Genomic DNA, 13,131 nt, shown 5'->3' with positions numbered 1-13,131 from the left:
CTTAATCACAGTCCTTTTTTATTAAAAATTACTAAACCATCGAGAACAATTTTAGCCAGCATCATTTCTTCATCAACACGGAAGTCATCTTTAAGCATATCTTTTAAATTATCCAATACAGTTGTTAAGGTCACCACACAGCCACGGATTCCCATTAAGTTGGCCAAAGTAAGGACGACCCCTGATTCCATATCAATTCCAGAAATATTATATTTGTGCAATTCAGCAATTTCGCCAGGAATGTCACGGCCCATTTCACGAGACAGCTTCGATTCTTTCATTTCGGTATAATATCCGTCCATGGTGCAGACGATTCCATTCTCATATTCTCTTTCATTGGTTGATACACTCTCATTCATACAAGCAACAAGATCATAATCAGCCACAGCCGGGAAGGACGAATCCACATACGTATGACTGGTCTTTTCCTTCCTCATTGCTCCTTTAGGGATGATATATTTACCGAGGTTAGATTTTAAGCCCATTACGGTTCCAAGTCTCACTGCGACTTCCATGCCGCATTCATACATTTCTTCAAGTGCAATTGCTGCCGACGGTCCACCGATTCCGGTTGAAGTCACTGTTACACGGACCCCTTGATAATAACCTGTATACGTATGGTACTCACGGCTAACAGCAACCTTTTCCACATCATCCATCAGAGTGATGATTCTTTCCACCCGTCTTGGATCACCAGAAAAAATAACGTACTTTGCAATATCCTTTTCCGTCGATTGTAAATAAAGGGTTTTTTCTAAAGTCATTTATAAATCCTCCTGAAAATTTTCTCTGTATCTTTGATAAAATGCTTCTTTCGTCGGAATATTTGAAAGACAGCCTTGTTTTTCGATAATAAAGGATGACATAATAGCGCCAGATAAACCGCATTGCCGTACGGTTTTCCCCTCCAAATACCCATGTAAGAAACCGGCAATATAGGCATCCCCTACACCTGTTGTATCAGCAATCACTTGTGGCTTGGCCACAGGAATCCTCTCTACCGCAATCACACCATCTTGTTTAGAAATAATCCTGCTTCCGTCGCTTCCTAAGGTCACGATAATATGTTTGGTGATTCCGTTATCAAGAAAGTCTTCGATTCGCTGAATCGGCAAACTTTCCTCCAGGGCCGCCTTCTCCCCCTCATTCATGAAGATCAGTTCACTATGATGCATCATTTTAAGCAGGTTTCCAGGGGTGAAGGCTTGGAAGTCGCATTTCATCCCAAACACTAATGGTACTTGGTGTTTGATACACAAATCTGCAAATCTCAAATTATACTTGGGCTCCCCCACCGTTATCACACCGAGACGAGACTTTTGAATGAGCTCTTCATCAATGTCAACAGGAAATTTCTCGTCCATCGCACCAGGGTAAAATAAGGTAATATGGTTCCCGTCCTCATTTAGAATCAGCTTGGAGGTAGAAGTGACTTCTTCTTCTATGACCTGGAGATTAGAAGTATCTAATCCCCCACTTTCTAAAAAGCCTTTAAACCCACTGCTTTCAAAGTCAGCACCAACCCGCATTGAAAGCAAGGCTTTATGGTCCATCACAGAGCATAAATAAGCAATGTTTACATTGCAGCCGCCAAAGAAGGAATCCGTATGCTCCCGATTTTGGATAATCGATGTGCGTCCTATTTTTGGAGTTTCATTCAACCGAATAATATAATCAACGCTTGGATAGCCTGAAGCGATTAAATCAATCTCCTTCTTCATTTACTTTCCCTTCCTCTTAACAACTGAAATAACTCTTCCATCGTGAGCACGCTTCCCATATATTTGTTAATGTCGGATAAGTGGACTTCATTGTTGGTATCATCATTCGTTGCCACACATTCACGCGGAACAATCACGTTATAATTTAAGTGATATGCATCATTAACGGTGGCGCGGATGCAACAATTGGTTTTCGTTCCGCAAACAATTACGCTTTGTACACCATGCTCCCTTAAAACCAAATCTAAATCTGTGCCGTAAAAGGAGCTATACCTGCGTTTTTTTATTATGAAGTCATTTTCTTGTACACCTAGTTCCGGCATCAACTCATCTCCACCCGTGCCTTCTATGCAATTCGGGCGGGCCACACTCGCCAAATGCTTATCGTATTTCCCCCTGCGATGAGATTGCTGCATGAACACGATTAAACAATCATGCTTTCGGCATTCATCAATCACTCTTTTAATACGCGGTAAAATTTCCGAATTTTGCGGATAATAAACCGCTCCGTCAGGGTGTGCAAAGTCATAAACCATGTCTACGACTAGCAGCGCCGTTTTACTCATTCTTGAACCCCCTAGAAGTTTTTCCACGAACAGTAAAGATTCCTACAATCGTCAGGACAACGACGATAAACAAAAATGGAATCATCTGAATATAAGCCCCTGGAATATCGATGTCCTGAAGTCTGATTTGCAGGGCATCCGCAAATCCAAATAGAAAACTAAAAACAAATGTCCCAATTGGAGTACCTTGACCAGAGAAGATTGCTGCTAGGGCAATGAACCCTCTTCCAGTTGTCATATTTTCAACAAACATCGTCACGTTTTCCAAGGCGATATTGATTCCTCCAAGTCCGCATAAAACAGCTCCAATTAAAACAGCGGTATACTTCAGCCGATTGACTGGCAGCCCTACGGAGTGGGCTGCTTCCTCTTTTTCACCTACGGTTCGGATATAAAGGCCCAATTTTGTATGATAAAGAGTAAAATGGGCGACAAATAAAGAAATTAAACTAATATAAACCATTGGAGTATGATGATTTAGGATATCGCCAATAATTGGTATATCTCTTAAAATTGGTATATCTAAAGGTTTTAAACCAACAATCTTCGGATTCGAGAATACTCCGCGCTGACCAAAAAAGATTTGAAGAATATAAGCCGTCAGCCCCAAGACAATGGTATTTATGGCGAGACCGGTAATAATGACATTCCCTTTCATCGTGATCCCGAAAAAGGAGAAGATATATCCTAGAATGATTGCAGACAAGATCGCTGCAATAATAGCGATGATCACACTCCCTGTTAGAAAGCTGGCCATGACACCCACAAAGGCCCCAATCAGCATCATCCCCTCGAGTGCTACGTTTAGAACACCCGCACGGTGGGCAAAAATACCTCCAATCGCGGCAAGGGCAATCGGGGTACTCATTCGGAAAGTGGAGTGAAGAATAAGAAGCAATTCATCCATTTAGGCCACCTTCCTTCTGTTAAAACGTTCTTTTAACTTTGTGGTCAAACCAATTTGGTTATTAAGAAAGTCGACCGCAAGGAAAAGGATAATTAATCCCTGAATCACATCAATTAAAGATCTCGGCACTCCAACCATTAATTCCATTGAGCTTCCGCCGTTCTTAAGGATTCCAAAAAGCAGAGCCCCTGCTAAAACGCCAACTGGGTTGTGCTTACCTAATAAAGCAATCGTCAAACCTGTCCAGCCATAGTCAGGTGAGAATTCTGCAACAAAACGCCGGTGTGTTCCAAGCACTTCTCCCACTCCAGCAAGTCCCGCAACAATTCCGCTAATAGACATGATCAGGATAATTTTTTTCGCAACACCCATTCCTACATACTCTGAAAACTCATTATTTCGGCCAATCGAATTCATCTCATAGCCCAATTTCATCTTTTTCATTAGAATCCAAACGAGGACAAAAACCCCAATCGCTACAATAAATCCTCCGTTTAACTGGGATCCTGTAAATAGTCTTGGCAGCTCGGCACTTGGCATAATGTCCACTGTAGTAGCGTTGGAGGCTCCGGGTGCTTTAAATGGGAAGCTCGCCAAATATGTGGTAAATAAAATAGCCGCATAGTTCAGCATTAACGTGACAACCATTTCATTCACGTTCCAGAAAGCTTTTAGAATAGCAGGGACTAAAGCGAACATCATTCCGACGAATGCTCCGCCCACAAGACAAATGGCCACATGAAGAAAAGGAGGCATACCTTGCAAGGTGAAACCAAGGTAAGCTGCAGCAAAGGCTCCTAAGTAAAGCTGTCCCTCCACACCCATGTTATAAATATTTGCCTTAAAGGCAATCGCTGTTGCGAGACCTGTTAGGATCAAGGGCGTGGATGCAAACAGAGTATTCATTATGGCATTTTGATTGGATAATGCTCCGATAAACAAGGATGAATAGGCCTCAATAGGGCTATATCCCCCAATCATGATCAGAATGGAACCAACAGCAAAAGCCAATAACACTGGAATCAAGGAGGAAAAGATTGATTTCAGCCAGTTATTCTTCCTTCTCTTCATGTGGCTTTTCCTCCTCCCCTGTAATTCCTGCCATTAATACTCCGATTTCTTCCTTAGTTGTTTCCTTCGTCACTCGTTCTCCAATGATCCGTCCCTTATACATGACATAAATGCGGTCACTGAGTGTCATAATTTCAGACAGCTCGGATGATATGACAATAACGGCCTTTTTCTTTTTACGGGAATTAAGGACTTGCTGGTGAATAAATTCAATCGATCCGATATCCACCCCTCTGGTAGGCTGGCTCAATATCAGCAAGAGCGGATCCATAGACATCTCACGGGCAATCACGACCTTTTGAGCATTTCCTCCTGATAAAGAGCCCACCTCAATATCCATATTTTCACTATTACGAATGTCAAATTGCTTGGCTAATTTGCTGGCATGCTTGTCCTGTTCTTTATTTAATAGAAATCCAAGCTTGGAGAAAAGCGGTCTCCAGTGATATCCAGCAATAATATTTTCTTTAATACTCATTGTTTTATTTAAACCATGCAGATAGCGGTCCTCCGGAACAAGACCAATTCCTTTATCCCTTAACTGGCGGGGATTTAATCCTTTGATCGACTCATTTTGATAGAGAATCTCACCAGAATGGATTTTAAGCATACCTGAAAGTGCATTCATCAAATATGATTGACCGTTCCCCTCTACTCCAGCAATTCCTACAATTTCCCCCTCGTGCACATTCATGGAAATATCATGTAAAATCTGTGCTCCTATATCATTGTAGGCATTCACATTTTCAATTGTTAAAATAGGTTTTCCTCGTTCAATCTCGACCTTTTGCAAATCCAAATTCACGTCCCTGCCAACCATCATCCTGGCAATTTCCTGTTGAGTAACACCTTCGTTGTTGACAGTTCCAATATATTTGCCACGTCGAATCACAGTGATCCGGTCGGCACATTTCTTTACTTCATCCAATTTATGAGTGATAATGATGATTGTTTTTCCCAACTTTTTTAAAGCAATTAAATTATCAAGCAATTCATCTGTTTCCTGTGGTGTAAGCACTGCTGAAGGTTCATCTAAAATGAGAATATCTACATTTCGATGCAGCATTTTTATAATTTCTACACGTTGCTGTGCCCCTACAGAGATATCTTGAACCTTGGCATTTGCATCGAGATCAAACTTATAATGATCAATCGTTTTCTGGACTTCTTTATATTCTGTGTTACGCTGGATTTTAAAACCCTTAACGATTTCCTCTCCAAGCAGAACATTCTCATAAACTGTAAAACTAGGAACCAGCTTAAAATGCTGATGCACCATGCCGATTCCTTGTGCAATGGCCTCCTTGGGAGACTGAAAATGCATTTCTATGCCATTGATAAAAATTTGACCGGACGAAGGCTTGAGCAAACCAAAAAGCATATTCATTAAGGTGGATTTTCCAGCACCATTTTCTCCGCAAATGGCATGAATTTCTCCTTTATTCACCTCTAAATTCATGCCATCAATTGCTACGAAATCTCCGAATTTTTTGGTTAAATTCACCACTTTGATGGTACTCATCTGTATCGCTTCCTCACCAGGCAATTTAGATTAGGTTTTATTGCTTCGTTACATCCGTAACTTCAATTTCCCCATTAATGATTTGTTCTTTGATTTCTTCCACCTTAGCTATATGATCTGGATTAATCATATCCTTGGTAAATTTCATTTCACTTAATTGGACACCATTTTCTTTAAGCCCTAATTCGATGATCGATTCATAGCTTCCACCCTGAGCTGCTTTCGATAGTTCGAATACCGCCACGTCTACTCTCTTCATGACACTGGTAAGAACATTTCCTTCAGCAATATAATCTTGATCAGAGTCAACACCAATCGCAAACACATCTTTTGTTTTTGCGCCATCAATGACCCCTTCACCTGTCGCGCCGGCTACTTGGTAAATAACATCCGCTTTTTGTTCAATTTGAGACAAGGTAATTTCCTTCCCTTTTGATGGATCCGAGAAGGAATTTGAGTAACCTACAATCACTTTTGTTTCCGGGTCAATATGTTTTGCTCCCTCTTCATAACCAACAAGGAACTTATTGATACCAGGTGAATCCACACCACCGACAAAACTAATGACCTTTTCTCCATTCAAATTGTTTACGCTCTCATCTTGAGTAACAAGGGCCGCAAGAGCGCCTGCTAAGAAAGATCCTTCATGCTCATGAAATAGGACGGATGTAATATTATCGCCTTCAACTACTGTATTGAAGATCGCAAACTGGGTGTCAGGATATTGAGGTGCAATCTCCTTAAGTACTTTTTCATGGCCTAAATCCAATGTGATTACCAAATCAAATCCGCTTTGTGCCAACTGCGTTAAGTATTTTTCCCCTTCGGAAACATCCTGTGGTTCAACCACTTTCACTTCAGCGCCTAGTTCATCCGACGCTTTCTTTAACCCTTCATTCCCCGAATCATTGTAAGAGCGGTCCCCAAGACCTCCCTCACTCGTAATCATTGCAATCTTAACTTTTTCCCCAGAACTTGAATCAGACCCGCCAGAACTTTCACTGCTGCTACAAGCGGCTAACAATAATACTAGAATAAGAGTCATTACGGCGAAAACTCGCTTGTTGAATGGAATTGCCATGAGAAAATCCTCCCTTTAAAATAATTGAAACCGTTTGCAATTGGGTGCATCTTGTAAGGACGTCGTTACAAGTTTAGTTTAACAGCTATTAATCCATGGGACAACTATTTTTTCAAAATCAATTGACAATTCAATTAACAATCAACAAAAAACCCTTAAATAATAAGGGTTATAGTAACTTTGGAAATGTAAAAATACTCATTGAAACAATTTTATATTCATAACGATGTCACTACAAGTCCTTACTAATGAATGACCTGTATCATTGATCCAAAAATTAAAAGAGAAATTAAATGGGTTAGGAAAAGGTGTCTTCCTCCCCTTTGTGGGAGGGATATCATATGGACACATAAAGAAAGCTGCTTCCGCCTGGAAGCACCAACTGCCATTTCACCCTCCCACCCTTCACAAAATGTCCACAAATCAACCCAACTCACCCCGTCCTCCCCCGCACCAAACCCCTATATAGAAAGTAAAAGGGTGGTGCATTTATATGAATTTAAAATCAAGCTCCATTGACCAGTTTGAACAGTTTTCCCAGTTTGCCAGTTTGAAAGAGTTTAACAACCATATGGAAATATGGCTGGCGGTACACAAGCAAGAATTCTCCAAGGGCGAGCTGGTCGGCCTAAAGCGGCTGGTCCGCTTTGCCGCGAAGATTCCCGGCGTCAGCAACGCAAAGATTGGAACAATCTTGAAAGCAATCCATGAAGAATACGAAGGCAACGGCATCTCCCGCTCCACCTTTAAAAGAATGACCCAAAAAGCAATTCAGCTAGGGATCATCACCGTCCATGAAACCCAAAGAAAGAACGGCTCACAAACCAGCAATCTCTATGTCTTCAACGCTTTTCCCAAAAGTGAACCACCCAAAGAGCAGCAATTGAACCACCCTAAAGAAACTATCATTCCTCTTAAAACTAAAAATAAAGAACTAAAAAAACGTAAAGAAACCGCTCCCGAGGAAAATTCACAAAGTGTTGAACCTTTATCCACAGACCTTGATGACACCTATACCAGCGACACTGTACCAACAGCTTTCGTCCATCTGGTTAAAAACTTCTTCCCGTCAGCCAAAACGATCGAAGAGTACTGGAGAATGGCCTGCATCGCTGCCTATCGGGAAAGCTGTGAAGACAAAAAGGACAAGGTGCTGGAGATTGCGATTCACTCATTCAAGCAAATGATCGGCAAGCTGAAATCCCATACCCTCCGCAACCCATTCGCCTACTACTTTGGAATCCTATCCAAGAAGTTTAATGAACTCTATTTCGAAGACTTATATGAAATAGGATTTTGCGTATAGCATGACGGTTCTGCTGGAAGCAAATAGAACACCGAACCGTCCCCATGCCTCACCAGGATTAGCCATACTTTGACAGCAATACAGCCATTGCCCAACAAGCAAAAACTCGCCTGAATTCCCGTTTCTAAAATTAACTTCGATGCCACCCTTCATTAAGGTTGATTTATCAAGGCGACTTTAATCAAACGTTTGATTAGTGTGTCATAATGATGCTTTTTTCACTGCCTTCCATATTTCGATACATTCTCTCAAAAATGATACGCATATGCGTTCCCCTTGGCGATTTTCCCTTTGGTAGTTTTCTATAGAGTCTATTTTGATGGAGGTAGAGCGCGATGGGAAAAAGTGTGGTAGTACGTTTGTATGGGTTAATTGAAGTAGCGGCTGACTTCGAGCATGCCATCCTTTCCTTCAATCCCTCGCGATGCCTTGTGGTTTAGGAGCACTCCACCTTCTCACTCGCACTAATTGACAAACTTTTCAGTTTTTTGTAATAATAACTGCATACTGCAGGGAGAAAAAGTATGGAGGGAAAGTTTTTGACCGTATTCATTATCCGAAGCCAGATGGGCCATAGGATGTTTCAAGGCTTCCTTATCTCCTAAAGAAAATGGGATGGATAGGTTTCTCTGTAAAGAAGCAGAAGCAATAAACTTTCAAAAAGCTTTTATGTATATGAAAAATAAAAAAGTTAAAGGAGAGGGTACCATTGAGCGAAACACTTATCAAAGCGGATGATGCGATAACGTTGTGGGGAATTATCGTCGTTTGGGCGTCAGTCAGTATTTACCTGGAGCAGCGATTTAGCTGGGCCTCTAAAATTTCAGGAGCTATTATTGCCCTGGTTGGCGCGATCGTTCTATCAAACACGAACATTATTCCAGCTGCATCACCTGTTTATGATTCCATTTGGGGAGTGATCGTACCTTTAGCGCTTCCACTCCTTTTATTTCACGTTATTATTAAAAAAATCTGGAAAGAAAGCGGCAGGCTGCTCCTTCTATTCTTGCTTAGTGCAATCGGAACGGTAGTCGGGGTTACAGTGAGTTTCTTCCTGTTAAAGGACCATATTCCGTACCTTGATGAAATCGGAGGTATTATCGGTGCTTCCTATATTGGCGGAGGGGTTAACTTTGCTGCGATGGCGGCTAAGTTCGAAACTCCAGGTGAAATGGTTGCTTCCACAGTTGTTGCGGATAACCTGATGATGGCCCTTTTCTTTATTTTCCTCATGTTGATCCCGGCAATCAATTTCTTTAGAAAGAATTATAATACCCCCCACATCCTTGAGGTAGAAAAAAACGCTGGCGCTCAAAGCGGTCAAACTTTAGCGGAGAGCTTTTGGAAAAGGAAAGATATTTCTTTAAAGGACATTGCCTTAGCGGTAGGGACTGCCTTCTTGTTCGTTATTATTTCTTTTAAAATTGCCGCCTTCCTGGATGAACTCATACCTTCCGGGGATGATGTCTCGTTCTTGTTGAATCTTATTAACGGTATTATAGGTGACAAGTATTTAATGCTTACTACATTCACCTTATTAGCACTATGGCTATTCCCTGGATATTTTGACCGGATTAATGGAAGCCAGGAAATAGGGACTTTTTTGATTTACATATTCTTCGTGGTTATTGGAATACCGGCCTCCATTCCGCTTATTGTTCAAAACGCCCCATTGCTATTGGTATTTGTGTTTATCGTTGCGATCATTAATATGGCCGTTTCCTTATTAGCTGGAAAGTTGGTCAAAGCAGGTCTTGAAGAGATTATTCTTGCCAGCAATGCAAATATCGGAGGCCCTACAATGGCGGCAGCCTTGCCATTGCAAAAGGGTGGAAGGACTTGATTGGACCCATTTTAGTTGTAGGAACAGTTGGCTATATTATCGGCAACTATGTTGGCACCATCCTAAATTTATAGTTTGCGACAATAATCTAAATTTTAATCTTCCTATTCCCGGCATATTTTTGCCGGGATTTTTTGAATAGCTTATTCGGAAGGCCATACGGTGCGAGGGCGCCAATGTTTGTTCCCTCCTTTAGCCTAAATCCTTCTGCAGCTTCTCCCTTTTTTGCGAAATTTGTCACATCCTGTAGTCACTTCACAAAAACCTATTAAAACAAGCTCCTTTCCCGCTTCTTCCACCTGGCTAACACATTCTCAACCTTCCATACTGCTTAAAGTTTCTCTCGACCAACTTTCACACATTGGGGTGAGTGTTAAAAGGTTTGCCCATATTTTGTAATAGTCTTAAAAGGAGACTTTCAGTGGGCAAATTCCCTCCCGTATACATAGGTAACGTGTTAGTGAGGCTGAGAAAAGCCAGTCTCAAATCACAGGAGCAATTGGCGGAAGAGAGCGATCTTAGTACAAGAGCGATTCAGGAACTTGAGGGCAACTACCAGCAGCCCTTAATCAACACAGTTTACTCGATTGCCAAGGCACTCGACATGGATCCTGTTGAGTTCTTCAGGCTAATAATTGAAGATTATGAGAAGAACGGCAAAGGGTCGTTTTCAGAAGAGGAAGACGAAGGGGATCTATAATCCCCTTCGCCAACAGTCCTATCAAGGCGATCTGGCCATTTGTAAACGCTTTAATTTTTGATTACCTCATTTTGTCCGAATGCGTCAGCACCATGCCCAGGCAAGCAAACAGTAAACAGCAAGGCAAGCCTGCTAGCAAACTCTCCCTTTCAAGGGCCCTCCCAGATAAACAACAGATTCGCCCAAACCATTTCCAGCAGATCTGCTGCCAAAGGAGTCGAAGCATTTGTTCATTGAACCGCACTACATCATCAAACCCCAAATCATGTACATGACGGGACAGTACGACCGAAATGGAAAGCCATGCACCCTCGTCACCGAAACAAGAAGAACCTTCATCGTCGACCAGTCTCCATTAGATATCATCCATTACAGCACCCTGTATGCCGGGTCCTCCCTCAAAGGGGCGATGGAAGCATCCCGGTGGCTGCTCGGCGGGATTCATATGTGTCCTATTACCGTCAATCCCATCCAGAAAATCGTCGTCTTTCCAACCCGTTCCGCCAAGCACGAAGACACCATCTGGTTCAACCCCTACCACATCAAAAGAGCCACCAGCCACAACGGGAAAGCACTGATCCACTTTAAAAACAGAACCACCCTGCTCATTCCCATGAGACCCTCTTCCTTCAACAACAAGCTATTAACCGCCGAGCAGCTGAAAGCCATGACAACAGAAAACGCAAAAAATACATACACTCTCGTCCTTGATCCTAATAAGCGGAAGGACAGGAGTTATAGTAAGTAAGAAAAACTAGATCAGTTCTTTAGCCCAATTCAAAAAGGAAGACCTGAGGCTCTTCCTTTTTGGATATTACTAGTTTAGCCACTTCCACTAAAGCTTGAAAATGGTTAATGGCACGCGGCATCTTGCGAAACAATTTGTAAAACAAGATTTTTCGGGGAGTGACAGGCACCGTTTCTAAGACGCTGCAATTTCCAGCACACGTATGCAACCCGACAATCACCATTTACTCCGCCCCGGGCGAAATCCTCACCTCCACCTGAACAACATAGTCCTCCAGCCTTCAAACCGATACTGTACACCTTAACCGTCATAGCAGAACCTCCTAAAATATAAAATTTATATAATTCATTAGAATAGAGAAATAGATAGTATAGAGAACTTCGAAAAAATAAAGGAGAAGAAAAAGTCAAAGTAGAAAGGCATACAGGAGAAGCTTGAGAGGGAAGGTTAATGGAGCAAACCGTCACTCATAAACATTCAACATAAAAAACAAAAAATGCTTCTAGGTTAAAAAGAAAAAAGATAGAAAAATTCACCGGAACACCAAGTCCAGCCAACCTTTTCTATCCCATTTGTGGAACAAAACCGTAAAACAAGATTATTCAGGAAGTAACAGGCACCGTTCCTATCGTTACTACTTTTTACTTTCACCTAAAAAAATGTAGTATTTTAGATACTAATCCAGTATAGTTTCATTGTAAAATATTAGTAAGGAGGTGGTTTTATGGAGATTTTAGCATTAGTAGCTTTAGGCTTAATATTGTTGTGTGCCGTGGTTTCAGCCGCTATAACTTTGAATAAATCATTACAGTACGCTGAAGAGGGAAGTTTTATCAAAGCAGTTGATTACTTTGTTGCAACTGTGCTGGCTCTAATAATCGTTTATTTATTCTTTTTCTACCTTATCGGACCAATCGAACTTCAATGGATAATTAATTTAGTAGCTTTATCTTTTACAATTTCAAAAGTTTTAATTGCATTGCTAAATTTATATTTTAAGAATAAAGAGTTAAAAAACATGGAACAGCAAAAAGATCCTGACTTAATAGGGAAACCATTTAAATTTTATCTTTACATTCAACTGTTCACTTTTTTAACAGCTATTCTTGTTCTTCTGTTTAATCAAGATTATTTAAAAGGAGACCATGTTGACGATACAATATGGTTTATAAATCTTATTTGGCTATTTATAATGTTTTCTGTAGTGAGTAGAATTGTAAAAAAGTTCTATACAAAGATGAAAAATTAAAGAGGGCATGTAACAGGGGCAAACACAGCGAACGTAAGCAAAAAATCTAGGGCGCTAGGTAAAATCCAATATTTGGATATCGTCTAGCGCCTTTTGTATCCGCTTTTACTCAGTTTCCTCCACATCATCCATAAATCATACATCTTTAACTTGCACTAAAAACCTAGATAAGTCATAAGCATCTCCTGCAAAATATTTATCGGTAAAACCAAAGTAGGCGATATCTGGGTGGCCCATTGGACCATAGATTGTAAAGAAACGGAGCCCTGTTGCTGGAATCTTATAAAGATGGCTGTAAGTATAGGCCATTAACTTATTTGACTTCTTGGTTGAAGCATATAAGGAAACAGGGGTATCCACAAAATCTGTTTCTTCAAATGGAACTTTTTTGTTTGCGTCATATACAGAGCCTAGTGA

Annotated in this window: 11 protein-coding genes and 2 pseudogenes; 5 read left to right on the top strand and 8 right to left on the bottom strand. The window is 41.1% G+C overall.

Annotated features, from left to right (window positions below):
- Positions 1-5: 5 nt before the first annotated feature.
- The 7 genes from WQ57_RS06095 to WQ57_RS06065 are packed head-to-tail and all read right to left on the bottom strand — an operon-like array spanning position 6 to position 6,868.
- Positions 6-764: a nucleoside phosphorylase gene (locus WQ57_RS06095; protein ID WP_046522852.1), complete on the bottom strand. Its 759-nt coding sequence runs from the start codon at positions 762-764 to the stop codon at positions 6-8.
- Entirely contained in the window at positions 765-1,721 is a 957-nt protein-coding gene (locus WQ57_RS06090; protein ID WP_046522851.1) for a carbohydrate kinase family protein, read from the bottom strand.
- Positions 1,718-2,287: a cysteine hydrolase family protein gene (locus WQ57_RS06085; RefSeq protein ID WP_046522850.1), complete on the bottom strand. Its 570-nt coding sequence runs from the start codon at positions 2,285-2,287 to the stop codon at positions 1,718-1,720. The genes WQ57_RS06090 and WQ57_RS06085 overlap by 4 nt, the downstream gene beginning before the upstream one ends.
- Entirely contained in the window at positions 2,280-3,194 is a 915-nt protein-coding gene (locus WQ57_RS06080) for an ABC transporter permease (protein ID WP_046522849.1), read from the bottom strand. Before WQ57_RS06080 ends, WQ57_RS06085 begins: the two co-directional genes overlap by 8 nt.
- Positions 3,195-4,265 carry an ABC transporter permease gene (locus WQ57_RS06075; protein WP_046522848.1) on the bottom strand — a complete coding sequence of 357 codons (1,071 nt, stop codon included), beginning with the start codon at positions 4,263-4,265 and terminating at the stop codon, positions 3,195-3,197.
- Positions 4,246-5,787, bottom strand: coding sequence for an ABC transporter ATP-binding protein (locus WQ57_RS06070; protein WP_046522847.1), 1,542 nt, complete (start codon positions 5,785-5,787; stop codon positions 4,246-4,248). The genes WQ57_RS06075 and WQ57_RS06070 overlap by 20 nt, the downstream gene beginning before the upstream one ends.
- Before the next feature lie 37 nt (positions 5,788-5,824).
- On the bottom strand, positions 5,825-6,868 hold the full coding sequence (locus WQ57_RS06065) for a BMP family lipoprotein (RefSeq protein WP_046522846.1): 1,044 nt from the start codon (positions 6,866-6,868) through the stop codon (positions 5,825-5,827).
- 493 nt (positions 6,869-7,361) lie between these two features.
- Between WQ57_RS06065 and WQ57_RS06060 the strand changes: the two genes are divergently transcribed.
- From WQ57_RS06060 to WQ57_RS06035, 5 genes and pseudogenes are all read left to right on the top strand, one after another.
- Complete coding sequence (locus tag WQ57_RS06060; protein WP_046522845.1) at positions 7,362-8,174, top strand: hypothetical protein; 813 nt, start codon at positions 7,362-7,364, stop codon at positions 8,172-8,174.
- Between the two features lie 709 nt (positions 8,175-8,883).
- Positions 8,884-10,091 (top strand): annotated as a pseudogene (locus WQ57_RS06055) (DUF819 family protein).
- Positions 10,092-10,477: 386 nt separating this feature from the next.
- Entirely contained in the window at positions 10,478-10,717 is a 240-nt protein-coding gene (locus WQ57_RS06050) for a helix-turn-helix domain-containing protein (RefSeq protein ID WP_162200604.1), read from the top strand.
- A gap of 226 nt (positions 10,718-10,943) precedes the next feature.
- Positions 10,944-11,465: a competence protein ComK gene (locus WQ57_RS06045; RefSeq protein WP_046522843.1), complete on the top strand. Its 522-nt coding sequence runs from the start codon at positions 10,944-10,946 to the stop codon at positions 11,463-11,465.
- A 724-nt stretch (positions 11,466-12,189) separates the two neighbouring features.
- Positions 12,190-12,714: a hypothetical protein gene (locus WQ57_RS06035; protein WP_046522841.1), complete on the top strand. Its 525-nt coding sequence runs from the start codon at positions 12,190-12,192 to the stop codon at positions 12,712-12,714.
- 177 nt (positions 12,715-12,891) lie between these two features.
- Here WQ57_RS06035 and WQ57_RS26125 read toward each other — a convergent pair.
- A pseudogene (locus WQ57_RS26125) lies at positions 12,892-13,131 on the bottom strand (NAD-dependent epimerase/dehydratase family protein); the annotation flags it as partial.

The sequence above is a fragment of the Mesobacillus campisalis genome, from assembly GCF_000986785.1.
Classification (GTDB): Bacteria; Bacillota; Bacilli; order Bacillales; family Cytobacillaceae; genus Mesobacillus_B; species Mesobacillus_B campisalis.
This window is presented reverse-complemented; position numbering and strand designations above follow the sequence as displayed.

Bases quoted from the DNA above. Each gene is read 5' to 3' on its own strand.
- WQ57_RS06090 (WP_046522851.1), bottom strand. From the start codon at position 1,721: ATGAAGAAGGAGATTGATTTAATCGCTTCAGGCTATCCAAGCGTTGAT.
- WQ57_RS06065 (WP_046522846.1), bottom strand. From the start codon at position 6,868: ATGGCAATTCCATTCAACAAGCGAGTTTTCGCCGTAATGACTCTTATT.
- WQ57_RS06095 (WP_046522852.1), bottom strand. From the start codon at position 764: ATGACTTTAGAAAAAACCCTTTATTTACAATCGACGGAAAAGGATATT.
- WQ57_RS06085 (WP_046522850.1), bottom strand. From the start codon at position 2,287: ATGAGTAAAACGGCGCTGCTAGTCGTAGACATGGTTTATGACTTTGCA.
- WQ57_RS06080 (WP_046522849.1), bottom strand. From the start codon at position 3,194: ATGGATGAATTGCTTCTTATTCTTCACTCCACTTTCCGAATGAGTACC.
- WQ57_RS06075 (WP_046522848.1), bottom strand. From the start codon at position 4,265: ATGAAGAGAAGGAAGAATAACTGGCTGAAATCAATCTTTTCCTCCTTG.
- WQ57_RS06060 (WP_046522845.1), top strand. From the start codon at position 7,362: ATGAATTTAAAATCAAGCTCCATTGACCAGTTTGAACAGTTTTCCCAG.
- WQ57_RS06070 (WP_046522847.1), bottom strand. From the start codon at position 5,787: ATGAGTACCATCAAAGTGGTGAATTTAACCAAAAAATTCGGAGATTTC.
- WQ57_RS06035 (WP_046522841.1), top strand. From the start codon at position 12,190: ATGGAGATTTTAGCATTAGTAGCTTTAGGCTTAATATTGTTGTGTGCC.